Origin of the sequence: Asanoa sp. NPDC049573, from assembly GCF_040676615.1 — a bacterium.
Lineage (GTDB): Bacteria > Actinomycetota > Actinomycetes > Mycobacteriales > Micromonosporaceae > Asanoa.
In genome coordinates this window covers 96,093-114,631 of sequence record NZ_JBFAPI010000014.1, presented here as the reverse complement: position 1 = coordinate 114,631, position 18,539 = coordinate 96,093, and the positions used below count along the sequence as shown (strand labels likewise).

Annotated in this window: 18 protein-coding genes and 1 pseudogene; 8 read left to right on the top strand and 11 right to left on the bottom strand. The window is 69.3% G+C overall.

All coding sequences use genetic code 11. The features are described from left to right. Nucleotides 1–106: 106 nt before the first annotated feature. The gene (locus tag AB0J74_RS27625) at nucleotides 107–1,354 is read right to left on the bottom strand and encodes a hypothetical protein (protein WP_363452914.1); all 1,248 of its coding nucleotides are present in this window, start codon (nucleotides 1,352–1,354) and stop codon (nucleotides 107–109) included. Nucleotides 1,355–1,674: 320 nt separating this feature from the next. Here AB0J74_RS27625 and AB0J74_RS27620 point away from each other — a divergent pair, with 320 nt between their 5' ends. Both AB0J74_RS27620 and AB0J74_RS27615 read left to right on the top strand, forming a co-directional pair. Further along, complete coding sequence (locus AB0J74_RS27620) at nucleotides 1,675–2,223, top strand: hypothetical protein (RefSeq protein WP_363452912.1); 549 nt, start codon at nucleotides 1,675–1,677, stop codon at nucleotides 2,221–2,223. A 188-nt stretch (nucleotides 2,224–2,411) separates the two neighbouring features. Further along, a pseudogene (locus tag AB0J74_RS27615) lies at nucleotides 2,412–3,236 on the top strand (hypothetical protein); the annotation flags it as partial. Nucleotides 3,237–3,283: 47 nt separating this feature from the next. Here AB0J74_RS27615 and AB0J74_RS27610 read toward each other — a convergent pair. The 3 genes from AB0J74_RS27610 to AB0J74_RS27600 form a co-directional block, all read right to left on the bottom strand. After that, complete coding sequence (locus tag AB0J74_RS27610) at nucleotides 3,284–3,976, bottom strand: haloacid dehalogenase type II (RefSeq protein ID WP_363452910.1); 693 nt, start codon at nucleotides 3,974–3,976, stop codon at nucleotides 3,284–3,286. Between the two features lie 344 nt (nucleotides 3,977–4,320). Further along, on the bottom strand, nucleotides 4,321–5,208 hold the full coding sequence (locus tag AB0J74_RS27605) for a phosphotransferase (protein WP_363452908.1): 888 nt from the start codon (nucleotides 5,206–5,208) through the stop codon (nucleotides 4,321–4,323). An 837-nt stretch (nucleotides 5,209–6,045) separates the two neighbouring features. Continuing rightward, nucleotides 6,046–6,717, bottom strand: a complete 672-nt coding sequence (locus tag AB0J74_RS27600) for a hypothetical protein (protein WP_363452906.1) — start codon at nucleotides 6,715–6,717, stop codon at nucleotides 6,046–6,048. A 649-nt stretch (nucleotides 6,718–7,366) separates the two neighbouring features. Here AB0J74_RS27600 and AB0J74_RS27595 point away from each other — a divergent pair. After that, entirely contained in the window at nucleotides 7,367–7,678 is a 312-nt protein-coding gene (locus tag AB0J74_RS27595) for a GlsB/YeaQ/YmgE family stress response membrane protein (RefSeq protein ID WP_363452904.1), read from the top strand. Nucleotides 7,679–7,758: 80 nt separating this feature from the next. Here the strand turns inward: AB0J74_RS27595 and AB0J74_RS27590 are convergent, their stop codons facing one another. Continuing rightward, nucleotides 7,759–8,487, bottom strand: coding sequence for a GAF and ANTAR domain-containing protein (locus AB0J74_RS27590; RefSeq protein ID WP_363452902.1), 729 nt, complete (start codon nucleotides 8,485–8,487; stop codon nucleotides 7,759–7,761). A 110-nt stretch (nucleotides 8,488–8,597) separates the two neighbouring features. Beyond that, nucleotides 8,598–9,308: an ANTAR domain-containing protein gene (locus AB0J74_RS27585; RefSeq protein WP_363452900.1), complete on the bottom strand. Its 711-nt coding sequence runs from the start codon at nucleotides 9,306–9,308 to the stop codon at nucleotides 8,598–8,600. Nucleotides 9,309–9,758: 450 nt separating this feature from the next. On the opposite strand from AB0J74_RS27585, the gene AB0J74_RS27580 reads away from it, so the two are divergent. Continuing rightward, nucleotides 9,759–10,688: a SigB/SigF/SigG family RNA polymerase sigma factor gene (locus AB0J74_RS27580; RefSeq protein ID WP_363453104.1), complete on the top strand. Its 930-nt coding sequence runs from the start codon at nucleotides 9,759–9,761 to the stop codon at nucleotides 10,686–10,688. A 223-nt stretch (nucleotides 10,689–10,911) separates the two neighbouring features. On the opposite strand, the gene AB0J74_RS27575 is transcribed toward AB0J74_RS27580, so the two are convergent. Further along, nucleotides 10,912–11,112 (bottom strand): hypothetical protein, encoded by a 201-nt coding sequence (locus AB0J74_RS27575; protein WP_363452898.1) that lies wholly within the window; start codon nucleotides 11,110–11,112, stop codon nucleotides 10,912–10,914. Here AB0J74_RS27575 and AB0J74_RS27570 point away from each other — a divergent pair. From AB0J74_RS27570 to AB0J74_RS27555, 4 genes are all read left to right on the top strand, one after another. Continuing rightward, the gene (locus AB0J74_RS27570; protein WP_363452897.1) at nucleotides 11,099–12,004 is read left to right on the top strand and encodes a hypothetical protein; all 906 of its coding nucleotides are present in this window, start codon (nucleotides 11,099–11,101) and stop codon (nucleotides 12,002–12,004) included. The two genes, AB0J74_RS27575 and AB0J74_RS27570, sit on opposite strands and share 14 nt — an antisense overlap. A 180-nt stretch (nucleotides 12,005–12,184) precedes the next feature. Continuing rightward, the gene (locus tag AB0J74_RS27565; protein ID WP_363452895.1) at nucleotides 12,185–12,646 is read left to right on the top strand and encodes an RNA polymerase sigma factor; all 462 of its coding nucleotides are present in this window, start codon (nucleotides 12,185–12,187) and stop codon (nucleotides 12,644–12,646) included. Then, nucleotides 12,646–13,155, top strand: a complete 510-nt coding sequence (locus AB0J74_RS27560) for a hypothetical protein (protein WP_363452893.1) — start codon at nucleotides 12,646–12,648, stop codon at nucleotides 13,153–13,155. The genes AB0J74_RS27565 and AB0J74_RS27560 overlap by 1 nt, the downstream gene beginning before the upstream one ends. Before the next feature lie 89 nt (nucleotides 13,156–13,244). Then, on the top strand, nucleotides 13,245–13,526 hold the full coding sequence (locus AB0J74_RS27555; RefSeq protein ID WP_363453102.1) for a hypothetical protein: 282 nt from the start codon (nucleotides 13,245–13,247) through the stop codon (nucleotides 13,524–13,526). 174 nt (nucleotides 13,527–13,700) lie between these two features. Here AB0J74_RS27555 and AB0J74_RS27550 read toward each other — a convergent pair whose 3' ends face one another. From AB0J74_RS27550 to AB0J74_RS27535, 4 genes are read right to left on the bottom strand one after another with little or no spacing between them, the layout of a single operon-like run. Beyond that, nucleotides 13,701–15,671, bottom strand: coding sequence for a hypothetical protein (locus AB0J74_RS27550; RefSeq protein WP_363452891.1), 1,971 nt, complete (start codon nucleotides 15,669–15,671; stop codon nucleotides 13,701–13,703). Then, nucleotides 15,668–16,714, bottom strand: coding sequence for a hypothetical protein (locus tag AB0J74_RS27545; RefSeq protein WP_363452889.1), 1,047 nt, complete (start codon nucleotides 16,712–16,714; stop codon nucleotides 15,668–15,670). Before AB0J74_RS27545 ends, AB0J74_RS27550 begins: the two co-directional genes overlap by 4 nt. Beyond that, nucleotides 16,714–17,613 carry a carbohydrate ABC transporter permease gene (locus tag AB0J74_RS27540; protein WP_363452887.1) on the bottom strand — a complete coding sequence of 300 codons (900 nt, stop codon included), beginning with the start codon at nucleotides 17,611–17,613 and terminating at the stop codon, nucleotides 16,714–16,716. Before AB0J74_RS27540 ends, AB0J74_RS27545 begins: the two co-directional genes overlap by 1 nt. Next, complete coding sequence (locus tag AB0J74_RS27535) at nucleotides 17,610–18,536, bottom strand: sugar ABC transporter permease (protein WP_363452885.1); 927 nt, start codon at nucleotides 18,534–18,536, stop codon at nucleotides 17,610–17,612. The genes AB0J74_RS27540 and AB0J74_RS27535 overlap by 4 nt, the downstream gene beginning before the upstream one ends. Nucleotides 18,537–18,539: the final 3 nt, after the last annotated feature.

The window sequence follows — 18,539 nt, the reverse complement described above, 5'->3', positions numbered from 1 at the left end:
GCGACCCGCAGCTCAACGCCTGGCGCTGGTCCACGACCGAGCATGATCGACTTGTTGCAGTAGCCCATCCCCATAAGAACCAGCCGAGCAGTTCTGAGACCAAGTCTTAGGAGTCCCGCGCCGGCTCGGCGACCAGGGCGCCAGCCTCTGATGCCTTTTCGCTTGCTGTCTGCACCCCGGCCTGTTCGAGAGCCTCCACTAGGTCCGTGAGCGTGAGGAAGGTGTTGGGGGTTTCGCCCCGTCTCTCCATGATTCGGCGGAGCTGCGTTCCCGTGTGACGCTCAGCAACGACGTAGTCGCAGTACGCTGCCGCGCACGACAGGTACATCATGTCGATCAGGTCGTTGCTCTTCCAGCGGGTGCGGCGATCGAGGTAGCGAAGCCGGAATAGAGCTGACAGGTTCGATACGAACGGCATTGTCTCAGTCTGCCGGTGCAGTGCCTTGGCGTCCTGCGCGAACGATCTCGGGTCGACGCCGACACGCGCCGCGGCTTTCGCGAGCACCTGAATGTTGTCGGTCCAGAAGAACACTGCGGCTTGTGTTCGCCGCTCTGTATCGGAGAGCCGCTGCCCGGCGAAGTAGTCAGTGATTTCCTGATTACGCTGAACCCATACGGACACGTCGCCCTTAGCGGCCGAGGTGGTATCGATCAGGCAAGACAACGTGATGGAGGGTTCGGAGAGGACGAGCTTGAACAGGTCCCAGTCGTTGTCAATGTCGTACGCTCGTACCCCGTCGAGGAGGAAGGCCTGTGGTTCGGTGGTGACGACGGGTAGCTCCGAGAAAACGGGCAACGAAACGTCCTCGTACCTGGCAAGCATGACGGCCACCTCGTTTTCCCAGACCGCCATCGGGTGGCGCAGCTCCCATCCGCCGGCCAGCTGTGCCATCGCGAGCCCCAGGTTGTAACGACGGTCGCCGTAGAGTGGGTAGGTCTCGGCGAAGTGCGCCGACGAGAGCGGCAACACGATGCCGGCGTCTGTGGCGAGCTCGATGATCCGCCTTGCAGCGGCGAGTTCATCCCCGTTCGCAACCCGGCTGGGATCGACCATCGCCCACGCGAGCTTGCTCCAGTGATTTTGGTCTAAGTAGACGGCGGGTCGCCCCTTGTCCGTGCTGACAGGGCTGTACGCCTCCGAGATAAGGGTGTCGCCCCGTCGCGTCGTGCTGATCACCCACCAGTGCTCCCAGTCGAAGACCGACTGTGCGACCTGGTTGTGGGGCCGACCAGACGTCGGCAGCGCCCCGACATGGCGTTGTCCGTCCGTAGTGACCACCGTGCACTCATTGCGTATGAAGTCGAGCGCCCAGTACTGGAATCGGTCGGCAGAAAGGAGAGGCGTGTCAGGCACGTGATCATGATGTCGTGCCGGTGTGTCCTTGGCCAGTGAAAATGGCTCTGGCGCCATCTCGACAGTCGTGGGCGGTCCATCAGTTGGGCGACCGGGGAGACGATCATCCCGCAGCGGTGCCTCCAGGGCGGGACCAATCACCGCGTGCACGCGAGGTCCCTGGACGCGATCACTGTGTGAACATCTCGCGCGTTGGCCCTCGGACACAAAATCTCCGCGTTGGTGCGCAGTTTTCGGTGTGCGTGTTCAGAGACATCTGAACACGCACTTTTGCTTCTGCCGATGCCGTCGACCATGGCCGGACCGCAGGGGTGGTCCTCGTGACGACCTCCTTGGTGCCCGCCATCATTCCGCGCACGCCGGTCTCCGGCGCTCCCGCCGGACGTGAAGGTCCGCGGCTGCGTCCGCTCCCGCTGGCGGCGCTGCCTCCGGACGGCACCCGGCCGGCCAACTCCGTCTACGCGTCGACCGCGGTGGACAAGAGCGGGCGGGTCGCCGCCCGCGGCATCCTCGCCGACCTCGGCTGGCTGCCGGGCATCCGGCTGGACATCACTGAACAGGCCGGAGTGATCACCTTCCGGGTCGCAGGTGAGGGTCGCTGCCGGGTCGACGGCCGCGGCTATCTCATCCTTGCCCTGTCGGTGCGCCGGTGGTGTCGGCTGACTGCGGGCGACCGGTTGCTGCTGGTGGCCGGTCACCGCGCCGGGGTGTTGACGGGATATCCGCTGCCGGTCCTGGACCGGCTGCTCGATGCCGCGTCCACCGCCAAACGGGGGTGGTCGGGCGGAGGCGGGATTCTGCACGGGACGCCGATCTGGCGGCGGCCCGGCTCCTGCTGGAACGGATGGGTATCTCCCTGCAGGAGCTGACGGCCGGGCCGGCGGAAGACGTCTCGGCGGAGGCGGCTGTCGGTGGCAGTGCTGCGCAGCCCAGGTAGCCGGTGCCTGGCCTGCTGAAGTGTGATCGCGGCGGCGATGACTGGTGCGAGCACGCGTCGCCTCTCGCCGCAGGTACCCACCTCCTGCTGAGCTGTCGTGAGGTCGGCCTCCCGACCTTCCTGGAGCTGGGCGGCGGCGGATGGGCGGCGCTCGTCTGCGTGCTTGCCGGCGGCCTGGCCGTGGTCGCAGTTCCGGCCACGATCCGAATCCTCGGCACGGAAGACGCCGCGCGCACGGCCGTACCCTTCCTCGTTCTCTTTCCCTGCGGTCTGGGTCGGCGCGTCGGCCGACGGCCTCTTCATGGGCGTGACCGCGTGCGGGATCGCGCTGCTGGCCGCCGCGGCGACCCGCACCGGGACCGCCGGGCGTTGGCTCGCGGCCCTGGCCGGACTGGTCCTGGGCTTCGGCTGCTACCTCTCGTACGGGCTCGTGCTCATGGCACTCCCGCCGTCGCGGTGCTGCTGGCACCCCGCCGGATCACGCCACTGTTCTGGGCGGCGGCGGGAGCGACAACAGTGGTCGCCGCGTTCACGCTCGCCGGGTTCTGGTGGCTCGACGGCTACCACACGCTCGTCGAACGCTACTACCAAGGAATCGCCAGCGACCGCCCGTACGCGTACTGGGCCTGGGCCAACCTCGCCTGCCTGACCCTCGCCGCCGGCCCCGCGATGGCACCCGTCATCCGCCGCGTCACGGTCGCCATTCGCGGCCCGCGTCGATGGACGACCGCCACCGTCGTGCTCCCGCTCGCGGCCGTCGTCGCCATTCTCGCCGCCGACGCGTCCGGGATGAGCAAGGCCGAGGTCGAACGGATCTGGCTCCCGTTCGCCGTCTGGCTACCCGCCGCCGCCGCGTTCCTACCGACCCGCGGCCGCCGCGGCTGGCTCGCCCTGCAAACGCTGACCGCAATCGCGGTCAACCACCTCTTACTGACCACGTGGTAGCCGGTCTGGACGGCAGAAGGTTTCGCGCCTGACGCGCACGCACGCGGTCAGTGGTCGCTGCGCTCGGTCACGTCGATTCTCAGGATCGCGTCTACCACCTCTCCCAGGTCGGCACCTTCGATGTCGGGTCGGTCCCCGCTCGGGCGCAGCACCATCCCCGGCCGGCGGACAAACGCCGCTCGGCAGCCGGCGGCCAGCGCACCCGAGATGTCCCAGTGGTGGGCGGCAACGAGCCGGACCTCGCCAATCCCGACTCCGCACTGTTCTGCGACGAAGCGGTAAGGCCGCGCGGCGGGCTTCAATGCGTTGACAGTGTCGGCTGAGTACACCGCGTCAAAATGGGTACGCAGCTCGGCACCGGACAGCTGCTCCTCGATGACATCGAGTGCCGAGTTGCCCAACGCCACAATCGTCAGCGGCGACCGTCGTAGCCGAGCCAGGGCATCGCGCACCTCGGGGTGCGCCGGCAGTGTCCGCATCCGTTCGGCCATGGCCGCAGCGTCGTCAGCGGTCGCCGGCACCCCGGCCGCAGCGGCGACCATGAGGTAAGCGTCACGCTGCGCCGAGGCGAAATCCACGTAGCGTCCGGTGAGGCCGCCGATGAAAGCGAGCTGCAGCATCTGCGCGAACCACTGGCGGCGTAGCGCGGCGCTGCCAAGCGTCTCTTCGAAAGGACGGTCGAGCACGCTGAGGTCGAGCAGTGTCTCGTTGACGTCGAACGCGATCACTTGGGTCGCCATCGGGTACTCCAATCCATCATGGCCGCTGCCAGCGGCAGTCACACGGACAGACTGACGTCGTCAAGTATCAGATCCCGAGCAGCAGCTCGTAACTCTCCTCGGCCAACGTCTCATGCGCCACACCGACGATCGCTGATATGGTCCGGGCCAGGTGTGCCGGGAAGTCTGGTCGGCGATGTCATCGTGCTGGCCAACTCCGGTGGAGGTAGTCCCCATGCGTGCACGGGATCTCGCGGCGCCGTTTCCCACGGTGGCGCTCGACACACCGGCCATCGAGGCGGCCCGGCTGTTGGCAGGGCAGGATCTGCCGGGGCTGATCGTCCTGGACGAGCGTGGCTATCCGTCTACGATCCTGGCCGGCACGCGGCATCGCCGGCCGCGCGGAGCACGAACGCGGCGCCAATGGTAAGGCCGACCGCTCCGTACGCCGCACGGACGTTCTCGAACACCTGCGCCGCCACGGCGGTGAGCGCGGCGAACGTGAGCCCGACCGTGTCGACCGAAACACCGAAGAGGATCGACCCGGCTGCCGGTAGTCCGGTGCCGGCCGTCACGGCGATCAGCAACAGCGCTACGGCCAGGTTCGCCAGCAGCGCCAGGCCGAGGGCGGCGGCCAGGGTGGCGCCGCGGCCGACCCGGGCAGAGCGGACCAGTTCGGCCCGGCCAGACTCCTCGTCGGCGCGGGTGTGGCGACCGACGAGGAACATGTTCCACAGGATCGTCTCAACCACCCTCGACCGGTCAGCCAGCCCGTACCGGCCGCACACCAGCCGAGCCCCACGGCCAGCGTCGACCGGATCCGCGCCCGGCCCGAGCCGCACAAACTGCCAACAGACGTGACCGATGTCGTGAATCCGCTCGCCCGGACCGGCGAGGTCCCAGTCGATGAACGCGATCGGCAACAGACCCTCCCCATCGGACCGATACACCGTGTTCTTCGGCGACAGGTCGTTATGACACACCAGCGCGCCGGCACCGGCCAGCCCCGCGCCGGCGGTCAGGTCATGGAACTCCCGGAGCAGCCCCGCCACCCGGGCCAAGCTCACATCACTACGTACACCGGGCTCAAGATCGTGCGACCACGGCACATGACCGTCCAGATAGGTCAGAACCGCGCGGCCCTCGTCGTCGATCCCCAGGAAACGCGGCGCACCCGACCAGTCGTTCGCGGCGAGGTGAGCGAGGAGCTGATGCACGTACGAAGCCGAGGGTTGCTGCCTGCGCCGGACCATGTCTCCGACCCGCAGGACCGCGTTGACGAAGCCACCCGGAAGCGGCCCGCCGACATCGCCTACCTCACCCATGGCCCCCGCCCTCATCTTCCGACGCCGCCAACCCTATCCGCCACGCCCACGTGACCGCGGACCGTTGACACCGAGGTCGACCGTGGGACATCGATGACCGTCATGCGCATCGATGAGTACATCGCCGCGATCGAAAGGACGGCGCCGCGAAGACGGCCGCGCGGTTCTCTTATCCCCGTCAGCGGTTCGCCGACAAATCCTCCAACCTCGCTGCGCCCCCAAGACCGCGCCTGCCAGCGAGGCCGACAAAGAATGTGATCCGTCCAAGATGGACGGCCAGCGTTTCGCCGGCGTGCGCTGGAGAACGATGGCCACAGCGAGGCCATGCCTACCCAGAAACAGAGTCTCTCCTGAGGAAATGCCGCCAGAAGCCCAAAACGGTGCCGTACGCCGGCAACGCAGCGAAGAGTAAGCCCGGCGGCTCCCAGCCGCCGTAAACGGCGACGAGCATTGCTAGCGCACCGGCGAAGCCCAAGCAGGCCATGGACCACCACCACACATACGCTCGACTCATGCGCGGCAGTTTAGTACGAGCATCATGAATGCCTGGCAGTCGACAAATGCCTTGCATTCGAGCGGCCGTCCTGCGGCGACCCACCATCGACATTCGCAAGGCCGAAGCGGGCGTCTGCCCGTGGCGCGCCGGCCCCGGCCGAGGTTCCCCCGGCCTGAGGCCGACGATGAGCCAAACGCTTATGGGCGCGACGGGTCCGATGTTGCCGTGGAGCAGGCGGGCGTGTTCGTCAGCGCGCGGTCGAACGGCTGTCACGCGTGAACGTGCGCCATCCGCTCGCGACGACGACAGTCGCGCCCCGGCAGGTCGCGCATCTCGACGCGCCGGCGCGCCCAGGCCTCCATCAGCCACACGGGCCATCGATCAGCCGGCGCCGCGACGTGGTAGTGGCAAGGCTCTAAACCGCTCGGAACGTGCGCCTGCACGCGGATTGGCAGCGCCGCCACAGAAACGGGCTCCAGCATCTCACCAGGCACCGCCGGCAAGCCGTCGAGAGCACGAACCGCGTTCACCGCGTCAACCAAGACGTGCCGCAGCAGAGGGTCGCCACCATCGGCCCGGCGCAACACACGAAGGCTGCGGCGCACCATCATCTGTGGGCCGCGCCCCAGCGGCCACTGCCACCACCGCCACACCTGCGCGCCGCCAGCAAGCTCGGCCGCATCTTGGGATAGCCGGTCGGCCGCGCGACCCATGGCGCGGCCCAGCGCCGCCTTAACCAAGACCGTCGCTACGGCCACACGCGCTGCCGATTCACCAGCGCGCGGCCGGATCACCAGCCACGGCAGCAACGGCAGCAACGCGATGCGACCCCGATCGCTGCTCAGATCATTTACCGCCCGAGCGAGCCGTGCCAGGCTCGCGTCGATGCTCTCGGGTTGGTCCGTCCACCGGCCACCAGACAAGGCACTCGCGAACTCCATCAGGCACGCACCCCGGGCCGGGTGCCCATGCCTCCCTCGGCGCACCCGCACCTCGTAGATCCGCGGCTGCGACCAATCGCCCCCAGGCGAGCGGCGCTGCGCATAGCCAACTGCGTGGTCCATACCCCAGTCTGACTCTCAAATAGCCGAACCGCACACCCGATCGGTCCGCAGCCAACTCCCCGTCGAAACGCGCGCCCAACTCTCGTCCTCGCCCTAACCGAGGTTGTTATCTGGTTCTCGTCTACCGCCTGACCGACGGCGCTGCCCAGGTGGCAGCGTCCGGCGCGCGCATCGGGGTACTCACCACCGACGGGCGGGTTCTGGTCAAGGAGGGCGACATCGGCGTGCCGGCCCAGTCCCAGACGTTGGCGGGCACCTCGAGGTCGGGATGTCGTCGATTCCGGAATGTCTTAATCGTACACGTGTCGGACCCTGGCGCGGTGCATGTGCCAGCCGCGATCTGGCGTACCGGGATCGCGGTGTCCCGGCGATCGAAGCCCTCGGCTGGCCGGCATCGGCTCAGCGAACGCATCGGGGTTTGCCGTCGTTTCGTGACGCAACTGGCGTTTAGAGATCGGTCGATGCGGAGACCCGGCAGATGGGCCGCCCTGCTTTGGGACATCGGCCCGCCATCAAGGAGAGCGTCGTGGGCGTTGTCGCCTGGATCGTGCTCGGTGCCGTCGCCGGCCTCATCGCCGAAAACCTCACCGGAAAGAAGACCGGCCTACTGCTGGCCGCCGTCATCGGGATCGCCGGTGCCCTGCTCGGCGGGTTCCTGGCGAAGGAACTGTTCGGGGTACAGACGCTGGACAGCTTCTTCGACCTGAGCACCTGGATCACCGCGATCATCGGCGCCGTGGTCCTGTTCCTGCTGGTCGGGGCCGTTCGGGGACGCGGTGGACGGACCCGGCGCTCCGGCAGCGGTTGGCGCAGCCGCAGTAGAGCAGGCCGGCGATAGGGGCAGGACCGGCCTGAGAGGTTGCGCGATGCCTCGCCAGCCTCCGAAGTAGACAGTTGTTGCCGCCGCGTCGAGGGCAATCAGCGGGGCGGGCTGCCGGCCGTCGCCGGTGGGATCTGTTCGGTTCCGTCGACGACGGCTTGGGCGAGGTCGGACAGGCGCTGGTTGTGGCTACGGGCGTTGCCGCGCAGCAGCGTGAACGCCTCGGCCATGTCCAGGTGGAGCCGCTCGGCCAGCACGCCCTTGGCCTGCTCGATCAGGATCCGACTGCGCAGCGCGGTCTCCAACTGCTCGGTCAGGACCTCGCGGCGGTGGATGGCACGTTGCTGCAAGAGTCCAATGGTGGCCACGTCGGCCAGGGCTTGACCGATACGGAGCTTTCCCTCATCCAGCGGACCCGGTGTGGTGTCGAACAGGTTCAACGCGCCGATCACCTCCGCGCGCAGCCGCATCGGCACCGCGTGTACGGCGGCGAACCCGACTTCAGCGGCGGCGGCGGTAAACCGCGGCCACCGGCCGGCCGACGGCAGGTCGGCGACCGACACGGGCTGGCCGGTGCGGAAACAGTCCACGCACGGGCCCTCGTCGGTCTGCAGTTGGAACAGTTCCAGCAGCCGGGTCCGTTCGGAGGAGGCGGCCACCACCTGCAACGCGTCCCGCTGGTCGGTCAACAGCAGCCCGGCCGCCGAGACGCTCAACAGTTGTACGCACCGCTGGGTCAAGACGTGCAGGAAATCGATCACGTCGAAGTCGTCGACGAGAGTGTCGGCCATCTCCACGAACACGTCGGCTAGCTGGGCCTCGGCCATTCTCAATCACCCTCGCTACACAAGTGGGGCGTGCTCGTCTGGACAGTAGACCTGTCCTGCCGGCGGCCTGCCGCCGCCCTTTGTCATCCGAGCACGCCAAGTCGGAGGCCTCAACGGTCGCCGCGGTGTTCGTCAGGGTCAGGGTCGAATCGTAGCCGTCGGGCTACCACGTCCGCGGCGACGTGATGCAGCCGCCGGTCGTGGGCGTACGCGTAGGCGCGCAGCCGGATCAGCGCCACCGCCGCGCTCACCCCCAACTGCACGGTGATCATCCCGGTCGCCTGATGCACCTCGGGCTGCGCCAAGCCGTCCGGATCGGGACGGCGTCCGTCCGGGTGTGGCCGGCCGTGCTGTTCCGCGTCGAGCAGCAGAGCGCACGCGGTGTCGGCCAGCAGCAGCGCGTCGGCGAGCTGGCCCCCGTTCAGGCTGCCGGGCCGGGCACGGTAGAGGTCTAGGACACCGACCCGGATCCCGCCGACGTGCAGCGGCAGCGCGAACACCGCACCCGCCCCGGCAGATATTGCCGCGGGCGCGAACATCGGCCAGCGGGCCAGGCTGTCCGAGCCGGTCAGGTCGACGGCCAGCGCCGGTCCGCCGTCGGCGGCATCCACCCCGGGCCCCTCGCCCAGGGTCAGGGCCAGCTCGGCCAGCTCCGCGGCGACCTCGTCGGTGGCGTACACCGTTTCGCGGGGAGAAGCGCCGAGCACCACCGTGACGGCGGCGCCGTCCACACCAGCCGACGCCGTGACTACGTGGCAGACATGGTCGACCGCGATCGGTCCACCATGGGCCTGTTCCGCGAGCAGGCCCCACAACCGCATCCGTCGATCGGTATTCACCGCACCGCCCCAACCGGACGCCGCGACACCGAACCTGATTGCATGCGAGCGCCTCCGATACCAAGCGGTTCGTGAGGCCGCGGACGGGCAGGTGACGTTGGGACAAGGACCGGGTCGAACGCGACGGGCTCCTCGGGCGGCTTGTCGCCACCCACCCTACGCCCGAAGCGGCAGGCTCCGCGCGGTCCGCCGCGGCCTGGGGCTTCGGGTGAGCACACCCTCGCCGGCCAAGCCCCTGGTGTCTATTGGGCATCGGCGTAGAGTGATCCCCAGGATTGGCCTTCTCCGCAACCATGCGCTCGGCAGCGTTCACGCTGGCGAATCCACGCCGCCCGGACCCAGCGGTCACCATCCAGCGACTTCTCGGCACCGTCTAAACAGGGGCGCCGTCAGCCGCCACACCGCATGCGACTCCATAGGGCGTTGATCATCGTGACCATCCGTGCCGAGCCAGCCCTGATCACCGCGGCGCTCACCCATCCCGCGAAGCCGCCGACGCCCGTCGTCGGCCCTCACCGCCTCGTGGCCACGACCATCGATGCTGTTCCGCCAACACGCCGCTGGCAACCGGGCGGCGCGTCCGCCAGCACCGAGTTGCTGTTGTGCCGACGCGACAACCTGCCGGCGGGGCATCCCGACCGGGCCCGACTCCGCGCCCGGGCCATCGAGGACAATCTGTCGCTGGCCGGCCGACTGGCCCGCCGCTACGCCGGCCGTGGTGAGCCCCTCGACGACCTGGCCCAGGTCGCCGCCCTCGCCCTGATCACCGCCGTCGACCGCTACGACAGCAGCCGCCAGGTCCCGTTCACCGCCTACGCCGTCCCGACCATCCTCGGTGCCCTCAAACGGCACTTCCGCGACACCGCCTGGGCCATGCGCGTTCCGCGCTCGACCCAGGAGCTAAACCAGAAGATAGCGACTGCCACCGGTGAGCTCAGCCACCGGCGGGGCCGCCACCCGACCGCCGCCGAACTTGCCGACCACCTGCACGTGACCATCGATTCCCTGCGGGCCGCGCTCCGCGCCTCACACGCCTACAACCTGGAATCGCTGAACGCGCCACACACCGCGGGAACCGGCATCGACCGCATCGACCTGCTCGGCGCGATCGACCCGCGCTACGTCGACGTTGACGACCACCTGACACTGCGGCTGCTCATCACGGCCCTGCCCGACCGGGAACAACGCATCCTCGCCCTCCGATTCTTCGACCACATGACCCAAACCCAGATCGCCGCCGAGATCGGCCTGTCCCAAATGCACGTATCCCGGCTACTGAAGCAGACCCTTACCCGGCTCCGGGCCACAATGATCGCCACCGACGCGCCGCCGCACACAACCACGCCAGGTGTACCTCGATGACGGCCGGCGGCGACGCGGACCAGAGTTGATCACTCCCGTTCCACAGCCCGATCGGGTGATGCTCCACCACTGCCACATGCGGTGCAACTCCGACTCCGGAATGTCGACGAGCACATCGTCGATCCGCTTGATCATGGCGGGCTGGCGTCGCGCGAGCCACGAGCAGCCAGATCGGTAACCTTCCCGGTTGTGCTGGTAGCGGCCATTGTTGCCGCGAAGAGGATCAGCTGGTTGACGGCGTTGAGGAGACCAGCAGCCCGACGGCGCCGGCAACGACCAGGTAGGCGGCGTTGGTCTCGGTGCGTTGCACGTAGAGGCGGCCGAGACTCTTGAGCAACTCCAGTCCCGCGGCGACGAACAACGCGGGCCACAACACCCGGCGTAGCGACACTCGCAGTCGTGGCAGCGCGGTGAGCACGGCCACCGACAGCAGTGTGTTTGACGCCGCCGAAACAAACGGGCGCGGTCGCGTCCGAACAAAAGGGCTCGGCGCGAGGACTAACAGGGTGAATGTCCTCGACGAAGGAGTCATCATCATGCGATCCCCTCATCTTCCGCGGTTGGCGGCGCTCGCCGTGTTCGCGCTGGCTTCGGTGGCCGCGGCGGCCGCCTGCACCTCGGCGCCCGGGCCAAGCAAAGCCATGCCCGGTCCGGCCGGCAGCACCACGGCAAGCACCGCGCCGGCGACCGCCGGACCCTTCCCTGCGGTGCGGACGCCGCAGGCCGCGGCGCCTGTCGCCGTGCCACGACACACCCGTTCGTCGTCCGGCTCGCGCTGTCTCGGCGCGGTCGTCCATCGGCTCAACGCGGCCGACACCGGACCGCCCTGGCGCCCGCTGTGCATGGGGGTCGGTGGCATCCTGCGCGTCGAAAACCTCGGTCCGGACGGATTCACGGTGAGTCCATCGGACAAGATGGACTGTTGGTATGAGGCCGGCGTGCGCGAGTGCCGTCTGGTCCACCCCGGAAAGGTCCGTCTCACAATTGATCCCGGTGACGCGGGGATCCGAACCCTGAGCTTGACGATCGCCTCGGTGTCGAAGCCGGCGCCGGCGTGCCGGGCGACCGCTCCCTACGGGATCGACGCCGCCGAAGGCGGCCCGCCGTGGCCGGCGCTGTGCCTGAAGGTCGGTGCCGTGCTGCGGGTGTCCAACCTCGGTCCCGAGGGCTTCGTGGTGAGCCCGGCCGACGCGGTCCGTTGCTCGTACGAGGCAGCGGTGCGCGACTGCCGTTTCCTGCGCCCTGGAACCGTGACGTTCGCCATTACCCACGGCGACTCGGCGACGCGGACGCTGACCGTCGTGGTCGTCAGATAGCCAGATGATCCACTCAAGTTGGCACCGGCTGGACGCCTCGTCCGGCCGGCGCGCGCATGCTCAGTGCATGAATGAAACCCCGGCCCGGAACGAGCTGCAGATCCTGGCGCGGACGGCCGCCACCGGTGACCGGGCGCGCTGGACTCGCTGCTGGTCGCCGTCGGCCCCGAGGTCCTGCGGTTGTGTGCCAGGTTCCTGCCCTGCCGGGAAGACGCGGAGGAGGCGTGCCAGGACACGCTGCTCGCGCTCGCGCAGGGCATCACCCGGTTCGAAGGTCGTTCGTCGTTCTGTACCTGGCTGCACCGGCTCGCCGCAAACCGGGCCAGGTCGACCTACCAGCGGCTGCGCCGGCCCTTCGACACCGCGGCGTCCGGGACGCCACTGCCCGACGCGCCGGATCCGCGCCGCACCAGCGTCATCGCCGGAACCCGGCTGGACCTGCTCGACGCGCTCGACTGCCTGAGTCCCGATCTCGCCGAATCCGTGACCCTGCGCGACGTCCTCGGCCTCAGCTATCGCGAAATCGCCGGACTGCAGAGCGTGCCGGAGGGGACGGTGAAAGCACGGATCCACGAAGCGAGGCGCCAGTTGCGGCAGAAACTCACCGTCGCCCCCGCACCGACCGGCGCCGGGGTCAGCTGATGTGCCGGCGACTCGTCGCCGTCCTCCTCGCATTGACCCTGCCCGGAACGGCCGCCGCCTGCGGTGTCGGCAAGATCGCGGTGGCGCCGCTACCCATCGAGTCGGCGGCAGCGACCACCGCCGCCGCCGGGCCGGCACCCTCGTCGATCGCGCCACCCACGGCGGCCTCCCTGCCATCGCCCCGCCCGCCGCGCAGCCGACCCCAGGTGCCGCCGAAGCCCTCGCCGACGCCGACCTTGGACGCCAGCTGCTTCGGACCCGTCCGCTACGAATTGAAGATCGCGGAGACCGAGTTCGACCTCCTGAAGTCGCTCTGTTTCACGGCAGGCGGAATTCTGCGCCTGCAAGGCATCGGACCGGGGCTCGTCACCGTCGATCCCGATGAGCTGGTCTCGTCGGCGTACGAAGCGGGGGTTGTCGACATCGTCTTCCTCAGGCCCGGAACCGTCGAGGTCACCATTGCGCACGCGGACCGGATCGACATCCTCACGGTGGTAATGATCAGGTAGGTCGCACCCGTATCCCGGTCAGCAGCGCGTCGACGAACCCCGGCCCGCTGCCGGCCGGCGGCATGATCTGCGCGTAGACCAGGCCGCCGCTGCCCGCACTTCGGCCGATCGACGCCGAACATCAGCGACTGCCCGACGGGCTGGCCGGCGCGGCTGACCTGTCCCGCATCGGCATGTTCGGCCAGTCCCTGGGCGGCGCCACCACCGGAGCGGTGATGTACGCCGACCGGCGGGTCAGGGCTGGCATCAACCTCGACGGCCGCATGTTCGGGCCGGGAAGCACTGTCGTACTCGACCAGCCGTTCCTGCTGGTCGGAACAATGTTGAGCAGCTCGGAATGGGTGGGGCTGTGGCCGCGGCTGCGCGGCTGACGCGCACAGCTGGCCTTGGTCAACTCCGGGCACGGCTCGTGAAGCGACGCGTTCTTCGACCAGCACCTGTCCAACCGGCCCGACGCACTGATGCGCGCACCATCCGCCCACTGGCCGGAAGTAGAACTCCTACGCCTCGACGCCGCCGACTGAACCGGGCCGCTGCGGGCCACGTCAGCCCCGCGCGATGGCGAACCCGCCCGCGGGAACGAGCACTGTGATGGGGCTCCGGCCGACGAGGACGCCAGTCAGCCGCCCGCGGTTGTCGTAGCTGCGTGCGCTGGTCCGGCCGACCACCGTGCGGCGTTCTGTCCGATCGGAGACGCTCGTCAGCAGGGTCGTGTCGCCGGCGACCAGGGTGGACACCAGCGGGGTGAGCAGGAGCGCGTCGAGCTGGCCTGAGCCGGCGGTGGTCGTCGCCACCAGCGACGCAGAGCCCGAAGGCATCTGGCGTGGCAGCACGATCGGCAGCAGGGCCCCAGGCGCCGGGGACACGCCCTGCACTCCTCCGCCGCCGTAGCGGACGTCGCCGAGGCCGTCGAACCGGCTGACCCCACCGCGGCCGGGCACGCGGTTGACGACCGCCGCCACCTGGACCGGCTGGCCGGCGGCGGGCACCGTCCAGGTGACGGTGCTTCCGGCCGACACAGAGACGTAGGCACCGCCGCTCCACAGCGACTCGCCGGTCCAGGGCGACGGTGGTGTGACCACCGTAGCCGGGCCGGCCAGCACACCAGACTCCGCCTCGACCACGCGCTGACCGTCGCGCGTCGCCACGACTCCGCTCGACTTCGCGAGGACCGCGAGGTCGGGGTTGGCGTCGAGCGCGAGCATCGACAGCAGGCCGTGGATCGTCGACTCGGCGCCGGAGTTGCGGTTGACCGCGCCGTCGCCGGTGACGCCGTCGAACGTGGCGCCCGTGCCCGGGTCGTACATGACCGCGCCGCCGGGGTTCTGGCCGAAGTACCAGCCGGCGGTCACACCGGCGAGCCGCCGCAGCCCGGTCGAACCCGAAGCCTGCGCCACGGACAGCAGCGACTGCACGCGGGCGTCGGCGCCGTATGCGATCTGTGTGCCGTCCGCGGGCGCGGGTAGCCAGCCGTTGACCGGCCCGGTCGAGGTCAGGAGGCGGGGCGTGAAGGCGGCCGCGTCGTCCACCGCTGGCCGCAGCAGCCGTTGGTCGCTCAGCGTCACCGATGTTTGCGCGAGGGCTGCGGGCATCTGCGCCCCCCACGCGTGCCAGAACGACCTGGACAGCGCCCACGGCAGCACCGCACCGTGCGGCCACGTGTCTGCGTCGCCGCTGCCCAGCGCCGCGATGCCCGTCGCGAGCCGGGCCAGCGCGGTCCGCGCCGCACGCGTCCCGCCAGCCCGTAGGTAGGCGCACAGCCCCAGCACGGCCTCTGCGCTCGCGTCGCCCCCGTCGACGATCAGCCACGCGGGCACCCGTACGCCGTCGACGATCTGGTGCTCGCCGTAGCGCGTGAGCACCTGGCGTTCGAGCGCGGCGACGGCGAGGTCGAGCCGGGCCTCGAGGAACGCGGCGAACGCGGGATCGGCGGTGCGGAAGGCCGCGTAACCCTCGCCGAGGGCCCAGATTGTCCGCGCGAGCCAGTACGACGGGCCGGAGTCCGACGGGTCCGGCAACTCGGCCGGCTCGGCGCTCGGGTTGAGCACGCCGTCGGGCTGCATCCAGAGCACCACGTTGCCAGCGTCCGGTCCGGACACCGTCTGCAGGTAGGTGAGCCCGCGCAGTTGCTGGTAGGCCATCTCCCGGCTGTGCCGGTCGCCGACCTGCGCCCAGTGTCGCGAGTAGACGACGGCGGCCCGGGAGATGTCGTCGGCGTCGTATGAGCCTTGTCCCCACGTGTTGGTGGCCGGGTCATAGGCGCCGCCGCCGACCCGCTCGTAGGTGCCGCCCGCCCGCGCGTCGGCGTACACCCAGAGCACACCGATCGCGGGTTCCCGTTCGAGCCGGTACGTGGTGTGGCCCGCCTGCACCGGCGGCGTGACCATCTCGGTGAGGAAGTCGAGGTGCGCCAGGTTCGTGAGGCGGGCGGGCGGCTGTGCCTGGGCGGGCGCGGCGGCCGCCGGTGCCACCACCAGGGCTGTCACTACTGCGGCGAGCACCTGGAACGGTTTCACCGTGCCTCCTCGAGGCGTGCGACGCCGATGCTCGAATCGGCCATGCCGTAGAAGACGAACAGCTGTCCGTCGATCTCTTCGATCGCGGTCGGGAAGACGACGTTGGGCACGGTGCCCTTCCTCTCCTCGGCTTCGACCGGCTCCAGCAACGGGTCCGGCGTGCGGGCGATCAGCCGGCCCGGATCGGCCGGGTCGAGCAGCATCGCGCCGGCGGCGTAACGCAGATTCTGCTGCGGACCCCAGCCCTCGACCTCGACGCCGGACACCCCGTGGTGGATCAGCAGCCATCCCTCCGGCACCCGTACCGGCGGCGGCCCGGCGCCGATCTTCACCGCTTCCCAGTCGTACGCGGGCAGCGCGACGCGGCGGTGCCCGCTCACGTGCGTGAGGGCGCGGACGTCCACCACCGCCTCGTCCGCCGCGACGTAGGAGATCCAGATTCCTGGCCGTGCGTCCGCGGTCCCCGCTGGCAGGTAGGCGCCGCCTAGGGCCTGCCCGAGGTCCCACATCGGACGGTGCAGCAGGGCGTAGGCGGGGCTGCCGTGGGGGCCCGGCACCGGCTCCGGGAAGAACACCACGTCCTTGTTGGGGAACAGGTTCAGGTCCGTGTCGAGGTCGGGTTGGTACTCGAAGTGGATGGGGCCGAGCCGCCGCCACGCACGCAGGTCCGCGGAGACCGCCAGCGCGGGGCGCGGCCCGAGCGGCCCGAACGCGACGTACGTCAGCACGTGCAGCCGCAGCGTGGGGATCCAGGTGACCCGGGGGTCCTCGACACCGCCGTGGGTGTGACCGTGTTCCCAGCCCTCGTCAGGGCTCAACACCACCCCCTCGCGGCGCACGCCGACAGGTTCTCCCCCTTCGACACGAATCTCCGCGAGCCCGACCCGGGAGACGTTGCCCGCGGCGACAAGTCGCGGCAGCAGCCACAGCCTCCCCTCCGGGTCGCGACCGGTGGCGGGGTTGAGCACCCCTTCGGCCTCGATGTCGAGCGACGGATCCGGGCGCATGAGCACGCCCAGTCGCCGGATGCGGTACGGGACCATCAGCCCTTGACCCCCGAACCCAGTTCGGCCGAGACGAAGTGCCGTTGGAATGCGATGAACAGCGCGACCGCGGGCGCCGCGAGCACGCAAGCGCCGGCGAGGATCGCGCCGTACGGGTTGTCCGCGGCCGCGGCGACCGTGCTGATGTAGTTGGCGAGCGCGACCGCGAGCGGCTGCTTGTCGGCCTGCTTGGTCACCAGGAACGGCCAGAGGAACTCGTTCCACGGCCCGATGAACGTCAGCATCGTCGCGGTGAGCAGTGCTGGTCGCACGAGCGGGAGCGCGATGCTGCGCAGGATGCGCAGCTCGCTGGCGCCGTCGATGCGCGCGGCCTCGAAGAGCTGCTCCGGCAGCTGGAGGAAGAACTGCCGGAAGATGAAGACCGCCACCGAGTTGATCGCGAACGGCAGGATCATGCCGAGGTAGGAATCGGCCAACCCGTAGCTGCGCACGATCTGCACGTAGAGCGGGATGATGAACAGTTGGAACGGGATCACCTGAAGCAGCAGCATGGCCGCGAAGAGCGTGCCGCGCCCGCGGTAGTGCAGCTGAGCCAGCGCGTAGCCGGCCAACACGCCGAAGACCAGCGTGCCCGTGACCACCCCAGCGGTGAAGATGATCGAGTTCAACAGCGTCCGACCCAGGTTGACGGCCGCGTTGATCTCGATGTAGTTGTCGAGGCCGAGGTTGCCCGGCATCGGTAGCACGCCGCCAAGGGAGGTGTCGGGGTTCTTCTGGAGCGAGCCGACGATCATGTAGTAGAACGGAAAGAGGAACAGGAGCGCGCCGACCGTCAGCGCGGCGATCCGCCAGCGCGAGCGCTTCCCCGGCGCTGCGGCCGGGACCGCGTCGCGTGCCGGGTCGGTCGCGGCCGCGGCATCGGTCATGGTCTGTGTCATCCCCGCCTCCGCTCGAGCAGCTGTTGTGCGGCGGCGAGGATCAGCACCCCGATGACCAGGAGAACGCCGATCGCCGCGGCCACGTCGGGGTGACCCTGTTCGATGCCCTTCTGGTACATCAACAGCACTGGTGTCGCCGACTTCCCGTTCGGCCCGCCGCCATTGGTCAGCAGGTACGGCTCGGTGAACAGGTTGGCGCCGGTGATGAGGGCCAGTAGGGTCACCAGCGTCGTCGCGGGCCGGACGCCGGGCACGGTGACGGCGCGGAACTGGCGCCACCTCGACGCGCCGTCGACGGCGGCCGACTCGTAGAGCTCCTTCGGCACGTTCTGCAGCGCGGCCAGGTAGACCAGGATGAAGAAGCCGAGCTGTTTCCAGGTGACGAACAGCGCGATCGACGGCATCGCCCAGGTGCCGTTGACGAGCCACGACGGGTCGGGCGCCAGCGGACCGATGCCCTTGTTGACCAGGCCTCCGGAACTGAACAGGAACAGCCATACGCCAACGACGGCCACGCTGGCCGTCACGTACGGCACGTAGAAGCTGCCGCGGAAGAATGTCCGGAACGGGATCGCCGCGTTGAGCGCGGTGGCCAGGACCAGCGACAGCACCACGGTGAGCGGGACGTTGATCACCAAGAAGATGAGGATGTTGAGGAACGACCGGCGCACGGCCGGATCTCCGAGCACGTCGACGTAGTTGTCGAGACCCACGAACGGTCGGGGCACGTTCACGCCCGGGGCGGTGAACACCCAGTGCCGGAACGAGATCCAGACGGCCAGCCCCAGCGGGTACGCGAAGAGCGCGGCGATGAACACGGCGTACGGGGCGCTGAACAGCAGGCCGATCGGCTGGCGGCCGAGGATGCCGGTCGCCAGCCGCTTGGCCGCCGTGCGCTCGGCAGGCGGAGCGACGGTGCTCATCGG